This is a genomic window from Streptomyces thermoalcalitolerans (genome assembly GCF_039525155.1).
Classification (GTDB): Bacteria; Actinomycetota; Actinomycetes; order Streptomycetales; family Streptomycetaceae; genus Streptomyces; species Streptomyces thermovulgaris.
The window spans coordinates 21,160-42,677 of record NZ_BAAAHG010000041.1 but is presented as its reverse complement, the minus strand read 5'-3'; the positions used below and the strand labels follow the sequence as shown (position 1 = coordinate 42,677).

The following is a 21,518-nucleotide window of genomic DNA, read 5'->3' as shown; positions in this document are numbered from 1 at the left end:
CGGGGGACCACTTGGGAGGCTTCATGTACAGCAAGGCCAAGGTCGCAGGTCACCCTCTCCACCCGATGCTGATCAGCTTCCCGGTCGCCTTCTACACGGGAACCCTCGTGGGCTTCGCCGTGTACGCGGCCACGGGGAGCACGTTCTGGCTCAACCTGGCGATCGCGCTGAACGTCGTGGGCGTCGGCAGCGCGCTGCTCGCCGCACTTCCGGGATTCGTCGACTGGACGTTCGGCATTCCGCACGGCTCGGCCGCCAAGAGCGTCGGTCTGGCCCACGCCGGCCTCAATGTCATCGCCCTCGGACTGTTCGCCATCAGCATGGGGACGTACGTCACCCGCTGGAACGACCCGACCACCGGGGTCGCCCTCGGTCTGGGACTGACCTCGGCCGGTCTCCTCTGCACCCTCGCCGCCGGCTTCCTCGGCTGGATGCTGGTGCAGGACTACCACATCGGTGTCCGTCTCACCCCGACCCAGGAACGCGACGAGGTCACGGTGCAGAGCGCGCACCCGATCGGTGCCCACCGGCATCAGCACCCTGTGGCCTGACCTGCGGGGCGCCGCCATGACGCAACGGATCGTCTGCCGCCGGATCTACGAGGAGGCCTCGCCGCAGGACGGCACGCGGGTGCTCGTCGACCGGGTCTGGCCGCGGGGCCTGCGCAAGGAGGACGCGCACCTGGACGAGTGGCTGCGCGAGGTCGCCCCGTCCAGTGAGCTGCGCCGCTGGTACGGCCATGATCCGGCCCGTTTCGACGAGTTCCGCCGCCGCTACCGCGCCGAGCTGCGCGATGCGGAGCACCGCGAGGCGGCCGAGCACCTGCGGGACCTCGCCGCCCATGACCGGCTCACGCTGCTGACCGCCACCAAGGACGTGGACCACAGCCAGGCAGCCGTCCTCGCCGAATGGCTCACCGGCACCGGGTCCGGGCGCTCCGGCACCTGAACCCGGGGGTGCCGGCTGTCCGCGGCGCGGATGCGGCGGCGCCTTGTCCGTCGTGTGCAGGGCCGGATGGGGCCAGCTCCTTCAGGGCCCTTTGCCGTGCGGCCCGTTTACGCAGCTCAGACACGCAATCCATACCGAAAGTGACGTGCACCATATCCACTCGGGTGCGCTGGCACACAACGCCGCGCACCAGGCATCGTCGCTGCAGGCCGCAGGCCCCTCCCCAGACGAAGGGTTCCACCGAAACTGACGCCCGCAGGGCATAGAAAGCCAAACCCCTCACAACTGGCGCACGCAAGGCGCGAGTTTCCTGCATGCTCTTCAGCTGCCGCAGTGGGGCTCAGATCCACTACATGGCGCCCTCGCAGACCGGATTCGGCGCGCTGTGCCGTAACCGCCCTCGCGAAATACTCAACGCAGAGGCCTGGCGGGCGAGGGCTCGTGTGAGAAGGCGAGTCGGGTTACGCCCCGAGAAGCTGTGTACGGGCTCCCGCCTGAATACAGGCGTTTCTCCAAGCGCCGAGGTGAGTACCCGGATACCGGACCCCGAATACAAGGGCCGAATACAAGGACGGCCGCCGGCCGCTCCTCTCGTTGCCGAAGGATCGAAGGAGATCAGCCGGCGGCCGTTTGACGTACTCCGGGGCGGAGGGTGTCAGTTCGGGCGGCAGGCGGTGAGGAAGGACGTGAAGAGGCGGGTGCGGTGCTCGGTGGAGCCGTCGGGGTCCTCCGGGTGCCATTGGACGCCGACGATCCACTTCGCCGGGTGTTCGACTCCCTCTACCGTCCCGTCGTCGGCGCGGGCCGCGACGACCAGCCCTTCGCCGGGTTTGTCGACCGCCTGGTGGTGGCCCGAGCGCACGGTCACCCGGTGCTCGCCCGCCATCGCCGCGACCCGGGTGCCCTCCAGGAGCGTGACCTGCTCGTCGAGGAACATCGGTTCGCCCGGGCCGCCCCGGTGGAGCCGGTAGTCCTCGAGGTCGGGGACGAGGGTGCCGCCGAAGGCGACATTGATCAGCTGTGATCCGCGGCAGATGCCGAACACCGGCCGTCCGGCCCGCTCCGCCGCCCGGATGGCGGCGATGGCGTAGTCGTCGGCCTTGCGGTCCACGCCGTAGGAGTTGGGCACGGGGCCAGTGTGCCCGTACAGCTCGCCGTCCACGTCTCCCCCGCCGAGCAGCAGGAGGCCGTCGAGGCCGGCTACCGTCGCCGGGTCGGGCAGTGCGCCGGTGTCGGAGGTGTCGTACAGCTCGTAGCCGGCGCCGAGGTCCCGCAGGGTGGTCAGCGTCGTGCCGGTGAAGCGGCGTACGAGGTCGGCGACCGGCTCGGTCAGGTCGGGGAAGTTGAGCGAGACCAGGACGGCGATCCGCGGGGTGCCCCCGGTGCCGCCTCCTTCCGGCTCGACCTCGTGCCGGTGGACGGTGACGCCTGGCGCCACTGCTCCTCCTTCGGTCACAGCTTGATCCATGTGCTCTTGAGCTGGGTGTACTTCTCCAGTGCGTGCAGCGACTTGTCCCGTCCGAAGCCGGACTGGGCGTAGCCGCCGAACGGCACGGTGATGTCGCTCTCGTCGAAGCAGTTCACCCAGACGGTGCCCGCCCGTAGGGCGCGGGCCATACGATGCGCGGTGGACAGGTCGCGTGTCCATACCGCCGCCGCGAGGCCGTAGTCGGTGCCGTTGGCGATCCTGACCGCCTCGTCGGCGTCCTCGAAGGTGAGCACGGACAGCACCGGCCCGAAGACCTCCTCGCGGGCGATGCGCATGTCCGGGGAGACGCGGTCGAAGACGGTGGGCTCCACGTAGTAGCCGCCGGTCTCCTCGAGGACGCGGTGGCCGCCGAGCAGCCGTTCGGCGCCGTCCTCCACGGCGCCGTGCACGTAGCCGAGGACGCGTTCCAGGTGCCGCTGCTCCACCAGGGCGCCGACGTCGGTGCGCGGGTCGAGCGGGTCGCCGACCACGGTGCGGCGGCTCTCCTCGAGGACCAGCTCCAGCAGCTCGTCCTTGATGCTCCGGTGGACCAGCAGCCGTGATCCGGCCGAGCACACCTCTCCCTGGTTGAAGAAGATGCCGCTCGCGACGGCCTTGGCGACCACCCGCAGGTCGGGGGCGTCCTCCATCACCACCTGGGGGGACTTGCCGCCGAGTTCGAGGGAGACCTGCTTGAGGTTGGAGTCGGCCGCGTACCGCAGAAACAGCCGGCCGACCTCGCCGGAGCCGGTGAAGGTGAGGGCGTCCACGTCGCGGTGGAGGCCGAGGGCGGCGCCCGCGGTGGGCCCGAACCCGGGGACGACGTTGAGGATGCCGTCGGGCACGCCCGCCTCGGTGGCGAGCTGGGCCATGCGCAGCGCGGTCAGCGGGGACTGCTCGGCGGGTTTGAGCACGACCGCGTTGCCGGTCGCGAGGGCGGGTGCGACCTTCCACATCGCCATCATCAGCGGGAAGTTCCACGGCACCACGGCGCCCACCACCCCGACCGGTTCACGGGTGATGGTGGCCAGGGTGTCGTGCGCGGTGGGAGCCACCTCGTCGTACATCTTGTCCGCGGCCTCGGCGTAGAAGTCGAGGCACTGGACGGTCACCCGCAGGTCGACGGCGAGGGCGTCCGTGTACGGCTTGCCCATGTCGACGCTCTCCAGCAGCGCCAGTTCCTCGGCGTGCTCCTCGATCAGACGGGCGAGGCGCTGGAGCACCGCGCGCCGCTCGCGCGGGTGGCGCCGGGACCAGACGCCGGACTCGAACGCGCGCCGGGCGGAGGCGACCGCGCGGTCGATGTCCTTCTCGTCGCCCTCGCTGACCTTGGCGATCGGCTTTCCGTTCCGGGGGGAGATCCGGTCGAAGGTGGCGCCGTCGAGGGCGTCGACGCTGCGTCCGTCGAGGTGGATGCGGGTGGGCAGGGTGAGCCCGGCGAAGCGCTTCTCCAGGTCGGTCCGGGTGGCGATCGCCCGGGCGGCGGCCTCGTCCCGGGGGCCGGTTCCCTCGGGGACGGTCCGGTCCCGGGGAGCCTGGTCCTGGGGGGCCGGTGTCGCTGTCATGCGGGCTCCTTTCGGGTCCTGGCGCGTTCGACGAGGTCGGTGAAGAGCGCACCGTCCTGCGGGGAGGTTCCGGCCAGGTCCTCGGGGTGCCACTGCACGGCCAGGACGTCGGCGGTGGTGTGCTCCAGCGCCTCCACGCAGCCGTCGGCCGCCCGTGCGACCACCCTGAGGTCCCGGCCGACCCGGTCGACGGCCTGATGGTGGTACGAGGAGATCTTGAACGGGGCGACGCCGACCACGGAGGCGAGGTGCGAGCCGGGTTCGGCGGTGACCTCGTGGAGGGCGTCCAGGTGGGTGACGGAGGTCTCGGCCAGGTGCTGGTCGAGGGTTCCGCCGCAGACCACGTTGAGCGCCTGCATGCCCCGGCAGATGGCCAGGGTGGGGATGCGCCGGGCGACGACCGCCCGGAGCACGGCGAGGTCGAGCCGGTCCTGTTCGGGGTCGTCGGGTTCGGTGCGCGGGTGCGGGCGCTGCCCGTAGTGGGCCGGGTCCAGGTCGGATCCGCCGGGGACGACCACTCCCGCGAAGGAGGCGAGCCGCCCCGGCAGGCCGTCCAGGGCCTGCCGGGGGCCGCCGTGCAGCACCAGGGGTTCACCGCCGGCCTCGAACACCGCGTCGCACACGGCCTCGGCGGCGACGGTCGCGGCGAAGCGCAGGCCCGCGACCTTCCGGGAGCGCCGTCCGATCACGGCGATGGCGGGGCGGGTGCTCACCGTTCTCCTTCCGTCGCGAAGGGGTAGGGCAGGGTGGGGATCCACTCGGCCCACGCCGCCGCGAGCCGGCCGTCGGCGATGATCCGGCCGAGGGCCGCGTCGATCGCCTTCAGGTCGTCCGGGCGGTCCTTGGCCACGCCGATGCCCCACCGGTTGCCGGTGCGCACGGTGAAGGCGAGGTCGAAGTCGGGGTGTTCGCCGAGCGGGACGAAGACGACGTCGTCGTCCACGACCGCGTCGACCTCACCGGACTTCAGTGCCGCCAGCATGTCGCCGAACACGTCGTCACAGTCGCCGCCGAACGGCACCGTCACCGCGCCCTCGAACGTCTCCGCCAGGGCCATGTTGGTGCTGCCCGCGATGGCGGCGACCCTGCGGCCGCGCAGATCGGCGGCGGACCTCACCGGGTCGCCGCGGCGTACGAGCACGGACTCGTGGAAGACCGCGTAGGGGCGGGTGAAGTCCACTTGCCGCCGCCGGGCCTCGGTGATGCCCTGGCCGCACAGCACGGCGTCCACCGTGTGGTTCCGCACGGCGGGCAGCATCTCCGCCCACGGCAGGTACACCCACTCGAGGGGGCGGCCGAGTTCGGCGGCGATCAGCTCGCCCACGGCCGGTTCGTAGCCCCGCCGTCCCTTGACGGGGTCGGCGGGGAGGAACAGCGGTGGTGCGTCGGAGTCGATGCAGGCCAGTCGCAGCGGCTCGGCCGTGCCGGCCGCCCGGTCGGTCCGCGGCCCGGTCACGGGGTGTCCTCCTTGTACATCATGTGCTCCCAGTCGGTGACGTAGCCGCAGAACCGCGCCCACTCGTCGGACTTGTAGGCGTGGTACAGCTCGACCGTCTCCGCGCCGAGCGCGTCCCTGATGACGTCGTCGGCGACGAACAGCTCGAGGGCCTCACCGAGGTTCAGCGGGAGCTTGGTGAAGCGGCTCTGCGTGTCGTAGCTCGAGCCCTGCTGCGGCTCACCCGGGTCGATCCGGTTCTCCAGCCCGTCGGCCATCGCCGCGATGAGGACGGCGTGCGAGAGGTAAGGGTTGACCATGGCGTCGGGCAGCTTGACCTCCAGCCGGCCGTTCGCCGACAGGCGCACGGTGCAGGTCTTGTTGTCCATGCCCCAGTTGATCTGCGCGGGCGCGAACTGCCCGGAGTCCCAGTACCGCTTGTAGGAGTTGACGGTCGGGCCCATGACGGCCATGGAGGCGGCGGCGTGGGTCAGGATGCCGCCGAGTGCGTGGCGGCCCAGTTCGGTCAGGTGCAGTTCGCGGCGGCCGGGTTCGGCGAACACGTTCTCGTCGCCGCGCCACAGGCTGATGTTGTGGTGGCAGCCGTTGCCCATCATCCCGGTGGCGGGCTTGGGCATGAAGCTGGCCGTGACGCCGAGTTCGCGTGCCACCTGACGGCAGATCTGCCGGTAGGTGATCAGCCGGTCGGCGGTCAGGTCGGCGTGGTCGAACATCCAGTTCAGCTCGACCTGGCCGGGGTCCTCGTAGTCGCCCTCGATCATGCTGAAGCCCATGGCCCTGGCGTAGCTGATCACCTTCTGGTAGATCGGGCGGCTGCGTTCCAGCAGGTCGAGGCGGTAGGCGGGGCTGGAGTCGGGGCGGGCGTGCACCTCGAGGCCGGGGCCGGTCCAGGTCATCTCCGGCTCGCAGCCGCTGCGCAGTTCGAGGCCGGTGCGCTCGGTGAAGGCCGCGTGGAGCCGCCGGAGGTTGCCGCGCGGGTCGGTGGCCAGGGGCCGGCCGCCGATCTCCGGCCGGTGGTCGGGCTCGTACAGCCGGCAGAAGAAACGGCCGACGGAGGGGTCCCAGGGCAGGACGGCGAAGGTGTCGAGGTCGGGGACGGCGGTGAACTCGGCGGCCTCCACGCCTCCGCCGAGGAGGGTTCCGTCCCGGGTGACCTGGAAGTCGGCCATCACCGTGCGGTGCATCTGGACGCCCTTCTCGGCGTTGCGCGTCAGCTGCTCGGCGGGGACGACCTTGCCGACGACCCGGCCGGTCACGGTGACGCTCTGGTAGTAGAGGTACTCGACTCCGGCGTCGGCGATGCGCTTGCGCAGCGTCTCGAGGACCTCCTGGTCCGTGTTGCGTTCGCGGTGCTGGTCGAGTGCTGTCGCGGAGCTGGAGAGGGTGGTCGTCATGGGGAACCTCGCATGTCGCTGTTCAGGAGGACGCGGCCAGGGCGCCGAACGCCCCGCGCAGCTCGCGTTGACGGGCAGGGGGAAGGTTGACGGCCACGGTGCCCACGTGCACCGACTGCCGGTAGTACAGAGCGAGGACGCCGTCCGGGAGCCGGTCCGGGTCGCCTTCCTCGAGGCGTACCTCGTCGGCGAGCCCGGGTGATCCGAAGCTCTGGAAGCGCAGGTCGAGCTGGTCGCTCCAGAAGGAGGGAATGGGGGTGAACGGGGCCGGGTCCGGTGCGTGGCCGCCGAGGAGCGCGGTGAGGGTGGCGGCGGCCCGCTTCGCGGTGTCGGTCGGGATGGACCAGTGCTCGACCCTGCGTGGTACGTCGTCGAAGAGCGGGTTGGGGAAGCGGGCCACATCGCCGACGGCCACCAGGCGGTCCGTGCCCGTGGCGAGGAGCTGGTTGTCGCACAGGACTCCGTCGCTCAGGTCGAGTCCGCTGTTGCCCGCGAGCCATTCGACGTTCGGCAGCGATCCGACGGCCTCGACGGCCACATCGGCGTCCAGGGTGGTGCCGTCGTCCAGCTCCACGCCGGTGACCCGGGTCCCTCCGGTGAATCCCACGGGGAAGCGGCCGATGACGAAGGTGATCCCGGCGGCCTCGTGGTGCCGCTGCACCGCCTGGGCCAGCTCGGCTCCCAGCACCCGGACCATCGGGGCGCCCGCGGGTTCCACGACGGTGACCCGGCAGCCCTGGCGCAGCGCGGTCGCGGCGACCTCGCAGCCGATGAAGCCCGCGCCGATCACCACGACCCGGCTGCCCCGGTGCAGTGCGCCGCGCAGGGCGACGCAGTCGTCCAGGGTGCGCAGGGCGTGGCGTCCGGCCAGGGGTCCTGGGATATCGAGGCGGCGCGGACGCAGTCCCGTCGCGGCGACCAGGGCGTCGAAGGCGACGGCCTCCCCGCTCTCCAGGGTGAGCCGTCCGCGGCCGAGGTCCGCCTCGACGACCGGCAGTCCGAGCCGGAAGTCGACGTCGGCCACGGACGCACGCCGGCGGAAGGCCACCTTGCCGTGGAGTTCTTCCGGTGTCGGGTCGCCCGGGGCGGAGAGCAGCTCCTTCGACAGGGGCGGGCGGTTGTACGGCCCGTACCGCTCGTCACCGAGGACGGTGACGGGGCCGGTGTGACCGGCCGCGCGGAGCTGCTCGGCCACGCGGAGGCCCGCGAGGGAGGCACCGACCACAGCGATGTGCGCGCTCATGTCAGTCCTGTCAGTTCTGTCGGTCCTGTCAGTCCTGGATGAAGATGGCCTGGACCGGGCACACGTCCGCGGCTTCCTCGACCTCGGTGCGCAGCGCGTCGTCCGGGTCGGTCTCGTAGACAAGCTTGCCCTCGTCGTTCATCCGGAAGACCTCGGGTGCGGCGATCGCGCACTGGCCGTGGTCCTGGCACAGGTTCATGTCCACGGTGATCTTCATGGTGGGTCCTTTCGGGCAAGGAGGAACGGTTCTGCCTCGGGCGGAACCGGGGTCGCGGGCCTCCGGTGACCGGGAGGCGGAAGGAGACGGAAAGAGGCGGAAAAGGGTGAGGTCCGGGAGAAGGTGACGCCCGGAAGAAGGTGACGTCCGGGAAAGGGTGAGGTCCGGAAAGCGGATACGGGGGAGCCGGGACGGAGGGGAAGCCGGGTCCCGGGAAGCCGACGGCGGGTTGCCGGGCCTCCGGGGCAGGGGCTCGGGGAACCGTGCCTCCGGAGGCCGAAGGAGTCGGCAGAGCCGGAGCCGGCGGACGGGAGTGGGGGGAGAAACGGGGTCAGGAAGCCGGGGTGAACCCGATGGGCAGGCGGACGGGGCCGGTGTTGCCGGAGTCGGGCAGCCACTCGGCGCCGTCGAGGATGCGCGGGTCGCGCAGGCGCCGGGCCAGCAGCGGCAGGGCCTCGCTCATGTCGCTGCGGGCGACGAAGTGGCCGAGGCAGTGGTGGGCGCCGCCGCCGAATCCGAAGTGGGGCTTGCGCTCGGCGGTGATGTCGAAGGACGGTTCGCCGAACACCCGCGGGTCGGTGCCGGCCGACTCGCTCCACAGGTGGATGGTGGTGCCGGCCGCGATGTCCAGGTCTTTGTAGGTGAAGTCCTCGACCGCCTCGCGGGTGACCCAGCGGACGGTGGGGTTGACCCGCATGACCTCCTCGACCGCCTTGCCGCCCAGCTCCGGCCGCTCGGCGAGCAGCCGCCACTGGTCGGGGTGACGGATGAACGTCTGCATGGCCAGGCCGAGTTGGTTGCGGGTGGTGTCGAAGCCGCCGAAGATCAGCAGCAGCAGTCCGTCGCGCAGCTCCTGCTCGCTGAGCTTGTCGGTGTCGCGGCTGGCGTTCACCAGACGGGTGACGAAGTCGTCCCGCGGGGTGCGGCGGCGGTCGGCGATCAGTTCGTCGGCGTAGGCGTACAGCCGGGCGAGGGCGGCCTCGATCTTCGGCAGGTTCTCACGGAAGGTCACGCCCAGGGCGAGGCCGAGGGTGGCCGACTCCCGGGCGATGACCGGCCATTCCGACTCGGGGATGCCGAGCAGGATGGCGATGACACGGGCCGCGTAGGGCTCGGCGAACTCGGAGACGAACTCGCAGCGGTCCGGCTCGGCGAAGCCGTCGATCAGCTCGGTGGCCAGTGCCTGGAAGCGGGGTACCAGGCTGCCGATCAGCCGGGGGGAGAACGCCGGGTTCATCAGCCGCCGCAGGCGGTGGTGCTCCTCGCCCTCCTTGTTGAGGATCCAGCTGTCCCACCACCGGGCGAACGGCCCCTCCGTCACCCCGTTGTGCGCGGGCCAGGCCACGCTGCCCTGGCGGAGCCTGGGATGTTTGAGAAGGCGGTTGACGTCGTCGTACCGCAGCACCGCGAGGCCGTAGTTGGTACGGGCGTACCAGCTGCGTTCACGTGCCTCGTGCACGGCGGCGGAGGTGATCGAGAAGTTCGGATCGGCGACGTCGAAGTAGGGAACGGCGTCGAGGACGGTGCCCGTCATGTGGCGCTCTCCAACTCTCGGAGCGGTTGGGGTGGCCCAAATGCTCTAAACCTAGAGTTTGACTGTCAAGGGGGTGCGCACAAAGAGTTCCCCGGGCCCCCGGCCGGACAACGGGCGCACAGTGGGGCTTTCCGGACCGGTGACGGGAACGGCCGCCCCCTCCCCGGCCGGATGCGGGCACACCGGCACGCACGCCTCCCGCCCCGGTGCGGGCGGGAGGCGTGTCAGGCAGGAGTCGGATACAGGAGTCGGGTGTCGGTTACGAGAGGAAATACAAGAAGAAAGGGGCTATTCGCGGGTGGCGAGAGCCAGGACCCAGTCGCTGTCCAGGCCGACGTCGCCCACCGCGACGAACTCGCCCGTCCCCGCCCGGGGTGTCGCGGGCAGCCGGGAACCGACGAGCCAGCGCGAGGTGTTCGCGGCGATCACCCGCCGCTCGGGGCCCACGAGCACGGCGTCGTGCGTGGTCTCGCGCAGGGCGGCGAGCAGGCGTGGCTCGAAACCGCGCACCTGGAGATCCGCCCCGGCGACCCCGAGGAAGATCTCGTCGATGACCGGAAGCGCGAAGGTGAAGACGTACCGGTCGGCCCCGAAGTAGTCCACATAGGGGCCGTGGACCGCGCGGCGGGCGTGGTCCCGGCCGGCGGCGAACCACTCCATCTCGAAGTACTCGTAGACATCGACGCTGGTCGGGTCCAGGTTGAGGCGCAGCTGGACGAAGCCCGTGCTCGAGCGCTGCCACCACTCGATGTGCCGGTCCCGGTCCGGCAGCACCCCGGCCGCCACCAGAAAGCCGAACCCGTCGGCGGCCCGCTGCTCGCTCGCCTGCTCGATCAGCGTCGGCTTGATGCCGGCGAGGTCCGAGACGCGGAAGGAGCCGTGGTCCGCGAGTGCCGCACGCCGGCGGCCGATGACGTCATCGGCGACCTTCTCCAGCCGGTCGAAGACCTCGGTGAGCAGGCGCCGCACCCCTGCGAGCAGAGTGTCCAGCTCCTTGGCCACCGCCGGTGACCCGTTCCCACGAAAGGCGTCCTCAGGACACATCCGCGCCTCCACTGTCATCGACCCGCCACCGTCAGATGCAACTCGATCAGTCGACGCAGGTTGCGCCGGACATGGCGCTCGGCGAGTGCCCGGGCCCGCTCGCCGTCCTCCTCGGCGATGGCCGTCGCGATCGCATGGTGCTCGGCGACCACGTCGTCCGTCGGCGTCTCCGCCTCCAGGGGAAGCCACAGCATCGGGGTGAGCTCGGCCTGCAGCGCCACCTCCAGCTGGGTGAGCCGCTCCGACTGCGAGGCCATGGCGATCTCCAGATGGAAGCGGCTGTCCGCCCTGATCCGGTCGCCGACGCCCTTGGCCGCCGCGAGCTGCTCGACCAGGTGGAGCATGCGTCTGACGTTGGCCGCGGAGGCCCGCTCGGCGGCCAGCAGGGCGGCCGCACCGCAGACGGCGAACTGCTCGTCGGCGAAGTCCCGCAGCTCGGAGACGGTCGTGGAGCGCAACCGCTCCTCCAGGGCGTCGAGCGGCGGGTTGGCCGGCCGCCGCACGAAGGTGCCCCCGTTGCGGCCGCGGCGCGTCTCCACCAGTCCCTGCTGCCGCAGGATCGCCAGCGCCTCCCGCAGCGTCATCGGGGAGACACCGAGCTGGTGCGCGAAGTTCACCTCGGCCGGCAGCTGCTCGCCGTCGACCACGAGTCCGAGCATGATGGCGCGGCTGATCCGCTCGACGACCTCCTCGACCCGGCCCCCCGCGTTCAGGGGGGAGATCAACGAGGTGCGCATCACCGGAACGCCGTCGGCTGTCACCCAGACTCCTCGTCCCTCGTCATCGGCGTGTTATGTGCACCACTCTTGTGGGATAACCCATGGGGTTGTAGCTTTCCGCGCACCGCCGGAGCATTTTAGGCCACGACAGCCCCGGCCCGCCGGAAAACCGGCTGGGTACCTCCCACCCTCGTGCCCAGCTGGAGAAACCGGCCGGGCCACTCCCCTTCATGCCCGCTTCCGGTGGTTTCAGCCGCCCCCCACCCCCATCCCACCGGTGCCCCCTCGCCCGGTACGCCCGGTACAAGACAACGGGAGCGTGAATGAGTTCCACAGCCGGAGCCGGACGCCCTGAGACCGATCCCTCGGCACAGCTCGCGTCGCTCGGTTACACCTCGGAGTTCAAGCGGGACATGGGTCCCTGGGCGAACTTCTCGCTCGGCTTCACCTATCTGTCCCCCGTGGTCGCGATCTACACCATGTTCGCGTTCGGCCTGGCCACCGCCGGTCCGCCGATGATCTGGTCGCTGGTCATCGCGGGCATCGGCCAGCTCCTGGTCGCGCTGGTCTTCAGTGAGATCGTCGCCCAGTTCCCGGTCGCGGGCGGTGTCTACCCCTGGGCACGCCGTCTGTGGGGCCGCCGCTACGCGTGGCTGACCGGCTGGGTCTACATGATGGCGCTCTTCGTGACCATCGCCAGCGTCGTCTCCGGCGCGGGACCGTACATCGCCTCGCTCTTCGGCTTCGAGGCGTCGGTCGACACGGTCATCCTCTGTTCCCTGGGAATCCTCGCCCTGGCCACCCTCATCAACTACCTGGGCACCAAGGCGCTCGCGCAGGCCGCCATCATCGGCTTCGCCGCCGAACTTTTCGGCGCGCTCGTGGTCGGCGGGTGGCTGCTGCTCACCGAACGCCACCACAACCTGGGCATCCTGTTCGACAGCTTCGGTGCGGGCAGCGGCACCAATTATCTGTGGGCGTTCGCCGCCGCGGCCCTGGTCGGCATCTACAACTACTACGGCTTCGAGGCCTGCGGCGACGTGGCCGAGGAGGTGCGCGACCCGGGGCGGATGATCCCCAAGGCCATGCGCCGCACCATCTACGTCGGCGGCGCGGCGGCCACGTTCGTCGCCGTGGCCCTGGCTCTGTCGGTGGTGGACATCAAGGCCGTGATCTCCGGCGACGACCCCGACCCCGTCTCCAGGGTCCTCGACGAGGCCTTCGGCACCGTGGGGGCCAAGGGCGTCCTGGTGATCGTGCTGCTGTCCTTCCTGTCCTGCACGATCAGCCTCCAGGCGGCGGCCGGGCGGCTGGCCTACAGCTACGGCCGTGACGACATGATCGTGGGCAGCCGTCTGCTGCGGAAGTTCTCCCAGAGCCGGCACGTCCCGCCGTACGCGGTGATGCTCGCGGGTCTGGTCCCGGCGCTCGTCGTCCTGGGCTCGAAGTTCTCCGAGGACGCCCTGACGAAGATCGTCAGCTTTGCCTCGCTCGGCATCTACCTCGGTTTCCAGATGGTCGTCCTCGCCGCACTGCGCGCCCGGCTCAAGGGCTGGCGGCCGAGCGGCGCCTACCAGCTGGGCAAGTGGGGCCTGCCCGTCAACATCGCGGCCCTGGTCTACGGCGTCACGGCCATCGTCACCATGGCCTGGCCCCGTACGCCCGAGGCCCCCTGGTACGACAACTACATCGTGCTGCTGTCCGGGGTCGTCGTGGTCGGGCTGGGCCTGCTGTACATGGCGATCCACCCGGCCTACGGGCGCAGCGACGCCCCGTACAACGACGCGATCCCGGCGTCCGCGCCGCAGAAGGACGGGAAGGGACCCGAGAGGGAGCACGAGGAGGAGCACGAGCAGAAGACCGGCGAACCGTCGGGGGTGTGATCGCCGGCCCCCGACCGGCGAGAGGGCGGAACCCGGCGCGCTGGACGCGCCGGGTTCCGCTTCGGGCTGCGGGTCCGCCTGCGGGGACTTCGCCCCTACCGGGATCTGCGGCTCCTGCGGAGATGACGGAGGCGGGTGAGCCCTCCCCGTCAGCGGAAGGCGGAGTGGCCCGTCATGGCCTGGCCGATGACCAGGGTGTGCATCTCCGCCGTGCCCTCGTAGGTGAGCACGGACTCCAGGTTGTTCATGTGCCTGATCACCGGGTACTCCAGCGAGATCCCGTTGGCGCCCAGGATCGTCCGGGCGGTGCGGCAGATCTCCAGGGCCTTGCTCACGTTGTTCAGCTTGCCCATGCTGATCTGCTCGGGGCGCAGCCCGGAGGCGTCCTTGCGGCGCCCGAGGTGCAACGCCAGCAGGGTGCCGTTCGCCAGCTCGACGGCCATGTGGGCCAGCTTCTCCTGGGTGATCTGGTACGCCGCGATGGGCTTGCCGAACTGCACCCGCTGCCCGGCGTACTCCAGGGCGGCCCGCAGGGCGCTGCGGGCCGCGCCCATGGCGCCCCACACGATGCCGTAGCGGGCCTCGCTCAGGCAGGACAGCGGACCGCGCAGGCCCCGGACCTCCGGGAGGACCGCGCTCGCGGGCAAGCGGACGGAGTCGAGGACCAGTTCGCTGGTGACGGAGGCCCGCAAGGACAGCTTGTGCTTGATGAGCGGGGCCGAGAAGCCGGGGGTGTCGGTCGGTACGACGAAGCCGCGGATCCCCTCGTCCGTCCGGGCCCAGACCACGGCGACATCGGCGACGGAGCCGTTGGTGATCCACATCTTGCGGCCGTCGAGGATCCAGTCGTCCCCGTCGCGGCGGGCGCGGGTGCGCATGGAGGCGGGGTCGGAGCCGTGGTCGGGCTCGGTCAGGCCGAAGCAGCCGATCGCCTCCCCGGCGGCCATGCGGGGCAGCCACTCCTGCTTCTGCTCCTCGCTGCCGTACCGCCAGATGGCGAACATCGCGAGGGAGCCCTGGACACTGACCAGGGAGCGGATGCCGGAGTCGGTGGCCTCCAGTTCGAGGCAGGCCAGGCCGTAGTCGACGGCGCTCATGCCGGCGCATCCGTAGCCTTCGAGGTGCATGCCGAGCAGGCCGACACCGCCCAGTTCCTTGGCCAGTTCGCGGATGGTGGGCAGTTCGCCCCGTTCGAACCACTCGGCGATGTGCGGCTCGATCACGGCGTCGCACACCTGGCGCACGGACGCCCGCACCGCCTTCTCGTCGGGGCTGAGCAAGTCGTCGATGGCGAGCAGGTCGAGCGGGGAGACCTTGGTGCGGGAGGAGGGGGATGAAGAGGGGGATGAGGAGGTGGATGCGGTGGACATCGCCGGCCTTTCGGGTCCAGTCGGGTCGAGTTGAGTCGGTTGCGAGTCAGTTGCGAGTCGGGTACGGGTCGGATCCAGCAGTCGGGTCACGTACGGGACGTTCGGGGAGAGCCGGTCACGAGGTGGCGGTGGGGGGCGGCAGGTCGGCATCGGGTGCGGACAGCCAGGCCCGTACGGCCTCGTCGTCGGCCCCGAGGGCCGGAGGGGCCTGGGCCGGGCCGACCAGCCCGGTCGAGTAGGTGACCGGGTGCCGGGGCTGGGGCGCACCCCCGCCGGCCGGGGTGACCGTGGGTTCGAGTCCCAGGCTCTCGGCCAGCGCGAACCCGTCGGCGACGGTGCCGACCCGGCCCGCCGGGACGCCCGCCGCGGTGAGGCGTTTCTGCCAGGCCGCGCTGTCGTCCTCGGCCAGCCGTTCCTCGAGTGCGCGGACCAGTTCCTCCCGGTGGGTGACCCGGGCGGCGTTGGTGGCGAACCGCTCGTCCTCGGCGAGGGCGGGCGCTCCGAGGACGGCCGCGAGCCGGGCGAACTGGCCGTCGTTGCCGCAGGCGACCGCGAGCAGTCCGTCGCGGCAGCGCAGGGTCTCGTAGGGGGCGATCGAGGGGTGGCGGTTGCCCATCCGGCCGGGCGGCCGGCCGGTCTCCAGATAGCTCTGCGCCTGGTTGACCAGGGAACCGAGCAGGCTGGAAAGGAGGTTGACCTCCACGCGGCAGCCCCGGCCGGTGCGCGTCCGGTCGGCCAGCGCGGCGAGGATCCCGATGGTGGCGTCCTTGCCGGTGAGCACGTCGACCAGGGCGACCCCCACCTTGGTGGGCTCGCCGTCGGCGGCACCGGTGATGCTCATCAGCCCGCCGACCGCCTGGACCACGAAGTCGTAGCCCAGCAGCCCGGCACCGGCGCCGCTGCCGAAACCGGTCACCGAGCAGTACACGATCCCGGGGTTGTCGGCGGACACCGCGTCGTAGCCGAGTCCGAGGCGGTCCAGGGTGCCTGGTTTGAAGTTCTCCACCAGGACGTCGGCGCGGCGGGCCAGTTCGCGGGCCAGTTCCCGGTCGCCCTCGTCGGTCAGGTCGAGGGCGACACTGCGCTTGGAGCGGTTGACGCTCTCGAAGTAGGTGGTGCTCGTCGCCGACCAGGGCGGCCCCCAGGACCGGGTGTCGTCGCCCGTACCGGGGCGCTCCACCTTGATCACGGTCGCGCCGAGGTCCGCCAGGGTCATGGTGCACAGCGGTCCGGCCAGCACCCGGCTGAAGTCGGCGACGAGGATTCCGTCCAGCGGCCCGCTCATCACGCACCTCCTCCGTCCGTCTCCCGTACACCGTCGATCCTCCGGGGCAGCCGCCACGGGTTGTCGTCGCGCAGTGCGTCGGGCAGCGCCGGCTGAGGAACGTTCTGGAAGGCGACCGGGCGGGTGAAGCGGTCCAGGGCGGCGGCGCCGACGCTCGTGGCCTCGGGCCGGCTGGTCGCGGGCCACGGTCCGCCGTGCTGCTGGGCCCAGGTCGTGACGACGCCGGTCGGCCACCCGTCGACCACCACCCGGCCCGCCTTCCGGGACAGCAGCGGGACCAGCCACGGCAGATCGGGGTCGGTCTCCCCGGCGGAGGCGACCGCCGCCGCCAGGCTCGGCTGCAGCCGGGCCAGCAGGGCGCGGAGCTGCTCCGCGTCGTCGTACTCCACCACCAGCGCGACCGGGCCGAAGCACTCCTCCAGCAGCCGGGAGCCCGGCACGAGTGCCTCGGCGGGAGCGGTGAGCAGCGTCGGGGCGGCGGCGAAGCCCTCCGGGTGTGCGGCCACCGAGGCAACAAGCCGTGCCCCGGCTGCTTCCAGGTCCGCGAGTCCCTTGCGGTACGCGGAGGCGATGCCCTCGGTCAGCAGCCAGCCGGGCTCGGTCCCGGTCAGTGCCCCGGCCACCGCGTCCGCCGCCCCGCTGCCGCGCGGTGCCAGCAGCAGTCCCGGTTTGGTGCAGAACTGGCCCTGGCCCAGGGTGAACGAGGCGACGAAGCCGGACGCCGCCGTGCGCAGCACCTCGTCGTCCGCCGCGGCGGCGGGTGTCAGGACCGCCGGGTTGACCGTGCCCATCTCGGCGAAGACCGGGACGGGCACGGGCCGGCGCGCCGCCCGCTCCACCAGGGCCATGCCGCCGGCCTGGGAGCCGGTGAACGCCACCGCCGTCACCTCCGGCGCGTCCACCAGGGCCAGGCCCGCCTCGAAGCCGTGCACCAGGGCGAACGTACCCTCCGGCGCGCCCGCCGCGCGCAGGGCCGCCGTCACCGTCGCCCCGAGCCGGGCGCTGAGCCGCGGATGCGCCGGGTGTCCCTTGACCAGCACCGGACAGCCCGCGGCCAGGGCGGAGGACGTGTCGTGTCCCACGACGCCGAAGGCGAAGGGGAAGTTGCTCGCGCCGAACACCGCGACCGGGCCCAGCGGCCGGTTGATCCGCCGCAGATCGACCCCGTCAAAGCGGTCGATCCGGATGTCCAGCCAGCTGCCCTCGGCAGCGACCCGGCCGTAGAAGCGGGCCTGTGCCGCGGCGCGGCCGACCTCGCCGCGCAGCCGGTCCACGCCGAGCGCGGTCTCGGCGTCCGCGAGCGCGGCCAGTTCCTCGGTGTCGTGCTCCAGCGCGGTCGCGATCGCCTCCAGCCAGTCCGCGCGGACCGCGGGCGGGCAGTCCGCGATCCGTTCGGCGTCCCGGGCGGCCCGGGCGGCCAGCCGGGCGACCTCGTCGACGGAGGTGACGGCCGGGCCCTCGGTGCGGGCGCCGGTGCGCGGGTCACGGCTCACCTCGGCCGCCTCCGTGGCGTTCATGCCGCACCTCCGCACGCGCCGCGGATCGCGTCCGCCAGGACGTCGAGGCCCTCGCCGAGCAGGTCGTCGGGGATCACCAGCGGGGGCAGCAGCCGGATGACGTTGCCGAAACTGCCGCAGACGAGGGCGACCACGCCCTCCGCGTGGCAGCGGGCGGCCACCGCCCGGGCCAGTTCCGCGTCCGGCTCCAGCGTCCCCGGCCGGACGAACTCCAGCGCCATCATCGCGCCCCGGCCCCGGACCTCGGCGATCGCCGGCACCTGTGCGGCCAGTGGTTCGAGCCGGGCGCGGACGGTCTTCTCGATCAGCCGGGCCCGCTCCAGCAGTTCCCCGTCCCGGAGCATCTCCAGGACACCGAGGGCGGCGGCACAGGCCACCGGGTTGCCCGCGTAGGTTCCGCCGAGCCCGCCGGGCGCCACCGCCTCCATCAGCTCGGCGCGGCCGGTGACCGCGGCCAGCGGCAGACCGCCGCCGAGCGCCTTCGCCGTGCACACCAGGTCGGGGACGATTCCCTCCTGCTCACTGGCGAACACCGTCCCGGTGCGGCCCATCCCGGCCTGCACCTCGTCGGCGACCAGCACGATCCCGTGCTGCCGCGCCACGCGCTGCACACCGGCGAGGAACCCGGGTGCGGGCACCACGAAACCGCCCTCGCCCTGCAGCGGTTCGACGACGATCGCCGCCACCGTGTCCGGGCCGACCCGCCGCAGCAGCGCCTCCAGTTCGGCGAGCGCCTCCTCGGCGCAGCGCTCGGCACCGCCCGGCCAGCGCAGCGGATAGGCGTAGGGGGCACGGTGCACCTCACCGGGGAACGGGCCGAAGCCGGCGCGGTAGGGCACCTCCTTGGCGGTCATCGCGAGCGTCATCATGGTGCGCCCGTGGTAGGCGTGGTCGAAGACCACCACCCCGGGGCGGCCGGTCGCCGCGCGGGCGATCTTGACCGCGTTCTCCACGGCCTCGGCCCCAGTCGAGAACAGCGCCGTGCGCTTGGGGTGGTCGCCCGGGGTGAGCTCGTTCAGCCGCTCGGCGACCTCGACGTAGCCGTCGTACTCGGTCACCAGGAAGCAGGTGTGGGTGAACCGCTCCGCCTGGGCGCGCACCCGGGAGACCACGGCGGGGGCGCTGGCGCCCACGCTGGTCACCGCGATGCCGGAGGCGAAGTCGATGAGGTGGTTGCCGTCGACGTCCACGATGACGCCGCCGCCCGCCCGGTCCACGAAAACGGGGAGCGTGACGCCGAGACCGCCGGGGAGAGCGGCCTCACGGCGCCGTTGCAGCTCACGGGAGCGGGGGCCGGGCAGCTCGGTGCGCAGGATGCGGCGCTGCTCGGGCTGGGGCGGCAGGAGCGAGGACGGCGGTACGGGCGTCGGTACGGGGGACGGGGTCGATACGGGGGACGGTACGAGGGATGCGCTGTCAGGTGCCACGACTGTCCTTCCGCGGGCCGAGGACGGGGGCCGGTGAGAAAACCGGCACGGGGACCGGTGTGGAGACCGGTGTGGAGACCGGTCACAGGTGCTGGTCACAGGCGCCGGACACAGGAACCGGCAGGGGAGACCGATGACCGGAGAGACCCCGGTGATCGCCCCTCACGCTAGACACCGGGACATCCACCGCACCTTGTGCAATCCATCCATCTCTCTCTACTTTTCGTGCACATCGCACTATCCCGCCCGCTCGGGGAGCACGCTCAAGGAGCAGCCCGATGCCCACACTCGATGTCCTGGTGCGCACTCTCGGCGACGACCTGGCGCCGGTCGTCCCCGCCCAGCCGCCGCCGCGCGAGGTCACCGGCGTCCACGTCAGCGAGCTGACCGACCCGACCCCGTATCTGTCCGGCGGGGAACTGCTGCTCACCACGGGGATGGGCCTGACCGGCCAGACCGCGCAGGCCCGCGCCTACGCCGCCCGTCTCGCGGACCACGGTACGGCCGGGCTCGGGCTCGGCCTCGGCCCGGTGCACACCGCCGTGCCCCGGAGTCTCGTCGAGGCCTGCGAGGCAGCGGGGCTGCCGCTGCTGGTGGTGCCCGCTCCCACCCCGTTCCTCGCCGTCGCCCGGACGTACTGGTCGCTCCAGGCCGCGGCCGACCAGGAGAAACTGACGGTAGCCCTGGGCGCCCACCGCGACCTGGTCCGGGCCGCGGCAGGACCTGATCCGGTCCCCGCCGTGGTGCGCACCCTGGCCGGGGCCCTCGAGGGCTGGGCCGCACGGCTCGGTACGTCCGGCGAGGTGCTCGAGGTCTGGCCGCGTGAGCGTCGTGGCAGTGCCCGCCGGGTCGCCGCCGAGGTCGCCCGCCTGCGGGTCGCCGGGCCGCACTCGTCGGCGACCTTCCCGCTGGACGGTGAGGAGGTGGTGCTGCACCCCCTGGCCGGCCGGGGCCGGCTCAGCGGGTTCATGACGACCGGCTCCCCCCGCCCCATGCGCGGCGCCGACCGGCAGCTGGTGCTGACCGCGTGCGCTCTGCTCGCCCTCCAGAGCGAACAGCAGCGCCGCGGAACCGCCGCCGCACGTGCCTCCCGTGCCTGTGTCGCCCGGCTCGTGCTGACCGGGTACGTCGACGCGGCACGGTCGCTCGCCGCCGAACTGGGCCTCACCGCACTCCCGCCACGGGTGCGCGCGGTGGGCCTGGCCGGTCCCACCGGCTCCCCCGACGAGGTCCTCGACGCCCTGGAACCGGTCGCCGCCCACGAGCACCGCCCACTTCTCGCCGTGGCCGAACCCGACGAGCTGTGGGTGCTCACCGACCCGGCCGACGCCCCGGCCGTCCTGGAGGCCGCCCGCCGTGCCCCGGAGAACGGCGGCACGGTACGGGTCCTGCTCGGTCCCGAGACCGACCTCGCCGGACTGCACCGCACAATGCCGGTACTGCGCCGCACTCTGGCGACGCTTCCCGCGGGCACCGTCCGCGACCTCGGCGTGGACGGCGGCCGGTCCCTCACCACCGCCCCGTCCCTCGAACCCCTGCTCTCCTACCGCCGGGCCGATCTCATCCCCAGCGTCGCCGCGTATCTGCGCCATCGCGGCCAGTGGGAGCGCGCCGCCGCCGACCTGGGCGTCCACCGCAACACCCTGCGCTACCGCATCGCCACCGCGACCCAGCTGCTCGACACCGACCTCGACGATCCGGACGTCGCCAGCCAGCTCTGGCTGACCCTGCGCACGAACGGCTTGGCCTGACACTCCCCCGCCGCACCGCTCGAAGGCGACGGCCTTCTTGTGCGGGGCGTCCGCCTCCGCCGCATCTTTGGCGGCGATCGCAGCCGCCCGGCCTCACTCTCGAACTGCCTTCAGTAGGCCACCGGTTGCGGGCGTGCTGTCCGGTTTCCGGTTCTGACGGGGTGACAAGGGATCAGGGGGCGAGCGCAGTCGGCTGCTGCCCAGCAGCAGGTTCGCGTCACGTGCGGCTGCATTCTGCCCAGACCGTCTTGCCGCCCGGCGGATACGGCTCGTAGCCCCAGGCGTCGGCGAGCGAAGCGACGAGGAGCAGACCTCGTCCCGACTCGCCATCGACGTCGGCGTTCGGGGGCGTTGCGGGAAGGCGGTCGCCTCGCGCGTCGGTGACCTCGATGCGCAGGATGGTGGGCGTGAGGGTGAGGGCGAGACGTGCGTCTCTGCCCTTTACCCGGCCGTGCAGGGCGGCGTTCGCGGTCAGTTCGGCGATGAGGAGGGAAGCCGTGGCCGCGCTGTCGTCGTCGGGGTCCGGCCATCCCCGCTGGGCGGCGAGCCATCGCTCGGCGGCTTGACGGGCGGTATGCGCGCCTCGCGCGGTGGTGGGGAACATGGTGCGGAAGTGACCCGCGACAACGGTCGGTTCACCGGGAGCGGTGACGGTTTCCTGGTTCACCTCACCGAGGGTGGCCGAGTCGGCTTACCG

General features: G+C 71.9%; 19 protein-coding genes. 4 read left to right on the top strand and 15 right to left on the bottom strand.

Annotation, left to right across the window (positions count from 1 at the left end; all coding sequences use genetic code 11):
* Positions 1–23: 23 nt before the first annotated feature.
* The gene (locus ABD224_RS21455) at positions 24–551 is read left to right on the top strand and encodes a DUF2231 domain-containing protein (protein WP_344052324.1); all 528 of its coding nucleotides are present in this window, start codon (positions 24–26) and stop codon (positions 549–551) included.
* A 16-nt stretch (positions 552–567) separates the two neighbouring features.
* Positions 568–948 (top strand): DUF488 domain-containing protein, encoded by a 381-nt coding sequence (locus tag ABD224_RS21450; protein ID WP_344052321.1) that lies wholly within the window; start codon positions 568–570, stop codon positions 946–948.
* Between the two features lie 655 nt (positions 949–1,603).
* Here ABD224_RS21450 and ABD224_RS21445 read toward each other — a convergent pair.
* The 10 genes from ABD224_RS21445 to ABD224_RS21400 form a co-directional block, all read right to left on the bottom strand.
* Positions 1,604–2,386: a gamma-glutamyl-gamma-aminobutyrate hydrolase family protein gene (locus tag ABD224_RS21445; protein WP_344052319.1), complete on the bottom strand. Its 783-nt coding sequence runs from the start codon at positions 2,384–2,386 to the stop codon at positions 1,604–1,606.
* Between the two features lie 14 nt (positions 2,387–2,400).
* The gene (locus tag ABD224_RS21440) at positions 2,401–3,981 is read right to left on the bottom strand and encodes an aldehyde dehydrogenase (protein ID WP_344052317.1); all 1,581 of its coding nucleotides are present in this window, start codon (positions 3,979–3,981) and stop codon (positions 2,401–2,403) included.
* On the bottom strand, positions 3,978–4,694 hold the full coding sequence (locus tag ABD224_RS21435; RefSeq protein WP_344052315.1) for a gamma-glutamyl-gamma-aminobutyrate hydrolase family protein: 717 nt from the start codon (positions 4,692–4,694) through the stop codon (positions 3,978–3,980). The genes ABD224_RS21440 and ABD224_RS21435 overlap by 4 nt, the downstream gene beginning before the upstream one ends.
* Positions 4,691–5,437 carry a substrate-binding periplasmic protein gene (locus ABD224_RS21430; RefSeq protein ID WP_344052313.1) on the bottom strand — a complete coding sequence of 249 codons (747 nt, stop codon included), beginning with the start codon at positions 5,435–5,437 and terminating at the stop codon, positions 4,691–4,693. The genes ABD224_RS21435 and ABD224_RS21430 overlap by 4 nt, the downstream gene beginning before the upstream one ends.
* Positions 5,434–6,831 (bottom strand): glutamine synthetase family protein, encoded by a 1,398-nt coding sequence (locus ABD224_RS21425; RefSeq protein WP_344052311.1) that lies wholly within the window; start codon positions 6,829–6,831, stop codon positions 5,434–5,436. Before ABD224_RS21425 ends, ABD224_RS21430 begins: the two co-directional genes overlap by 4 nt.
* Before the next feature lie 22 nt (positions 6,832–6,853).
* Entirely contained in the window at positions 6,854–8,074 is a 1,221-nt protein-coding gene (locus tag ABD224_RS21420) for an NAD(P)/FAD-dependent oxidoreductase (protein WP_344052309.1), read from the bottom strand.
* A gap of 28 nt (positions 8,075–8,102) precedes the next feature.
* A complete protein-coding gene (locus ABD224_RS21415) occupies positions 8,103–8,291 on the bottom strand; it encodes a ferredoxin (RefSeq protein WP_344052307.1) in 189 nt (62 codons plus the stop codon).
* A gap of 331 nt (positions 8,292–8,622) precedes the next feature.
* On the bottom strand, positions 8,623–9,825 hold the full coding sequence (locus ABD224_RS21410; protein WP_344052305.1) for a cytochrome P450: 1,203 nt from the start codon (positions 9,823–9,825) through the stop codon (positions 8,623–8,625).
* A gap of 288 nt (positions 9,826–10,113) precedes the next feature.
* A complete protein-coding gene (locus ABD224_RS21405; protein WP_344052303.1) occupies positions 10,114–10,827 on the bottom strand; it encodes a PDC sensor domain-containing protein in 714 nt (237 codons plus the stop codon).
* A gap of 56 nt (positions 10,828–10,883) precedes the next feature.
* Positions 10,884–11,630: a FadR/GntR family transcriptional regulator gene (locus ABD224_RS21400; RefSeq protein WP_344052301.1), complete on the bottom strand. Its 747-nt coding sequence runs from the start codon at positions 11,628–11,630 to the stop codon at positions 10,884–10,886.
* Between the two features lie 281 nt (positions 11,631–11,911).
* Between ABD224_RS21400 and ABD224_RS21395 the strand changes: the two genes are divergently transcribed.
* Positions 11,912–13,471: an APC family permease gene (locus ABD224_RS21395; protein ID WP_344052299.1), complete on the top strand. Its 1,560-nt coding sequence runs from the start codon at positions 11,912–11,914 to the stop codon at positions 13,469–13,471.
* Between the two features lie 149 nt (positions 13,472–13,620).
* Here the strand turns inward: ABD224_RS21395 and ABD224_RS21390 are convergent, their stop codons facing one another.
* The 4 genes from ABD224_RS21390 to gabT all read right to left on the bottom strand — a co-directional run bounded on the left by ABD224_RS21390 (position 13,621) and on the right by gabT (position 18,986).
* The gene (locus ABD224_RS21390; protein WP_344052296.1) at positions 13,621–14,841 is read right to left on the bottom strand and encodes an acyl-CoA dehydrogenase family protein; all 1,221 of its coding nucleotides are present in this window, start codon (positions 14,839–14,841) and stop codon (positions 13,621–13,623) included.
* Positions 14,842–14,956: 115 nt separating this feature from the next.
* Positions 14,957–16,126 (bottom strand): CaiB/BaiF CoA transferase family protein, encoded by a 1,170-nt coding sequence (locus ABD224_RS21385; protein WP_344052294.1) that lies wholly within the window; start codon positions 16,124–16,126, stop codon positions 14,957–14,959.
* Positions 16,126–17,643 carry an aldehyde dehydrogenase family protein gene (locus tag ABD224_RS21380; RefSeq protein WP_344052292.1) on the bottom strand — a complete coding sequence of 506 codons (1,518 nt, stop codon included), beginning with the start codon at positions 17,641–17,643 and terminating at the stop codon, positions 16,126–16,128. Before ABD224_RS21380 ends, ABD224_RS21385 begins: the two co-directional genes overlap by 1 nt.
* Positions 17,640–18,986, bottom strand: a complete 1,347-nt coding sequence (gene gabT / locus ABD224_RS21375; protein ID WP_344052356.1) for a 4-aminobutyrate--2-oxoglutarate transaminase — start codon at positions 18,984–18,986, stop codon at positions 17,640–17,642. Before gabT ends, ABD224_RS21380 begins: the two co-directional genes overlap by 4 nt.
* A gap of 362 nt (positions 18,987–19,348) precedes the next feature.
* Between gabT and ABD224_RS21370 the strand changes: the two genes are divergently transcribed.
* On the top strand, positions 19,349–20,821 hold the full coding sequence (locus tag ABD224_RS21370; RefSeq protein WP_344052290.1) for a PucR family transcriptional regulator: 1,473 nt from the start codon (positions 19,349–19,351) through the stop codon (positions 20,819–20,821).
* A 217-nt stretch (positions 20,822–21,038) separates the two neighbouring features.
* Here the strand turns inward: ABD224_RS21370 and ABD224_RS21365 are convergent, their stop codons facing one another.
* Positions 21,039–21,488 carry an ATP-binding protein gene (locus ABD224_RS21365; protein ID WP_344052289.1) on the bottom strand — a complete coding sequence of 150 codons (450 nt, stop codon included), beginning with the start codon at positions 21,486–21,488 and terminating at the stop codon, positions 21,039–21,041.
* Between the last annotated feature and the right edge of the window lie 30 nt (positions 21,489–21,518).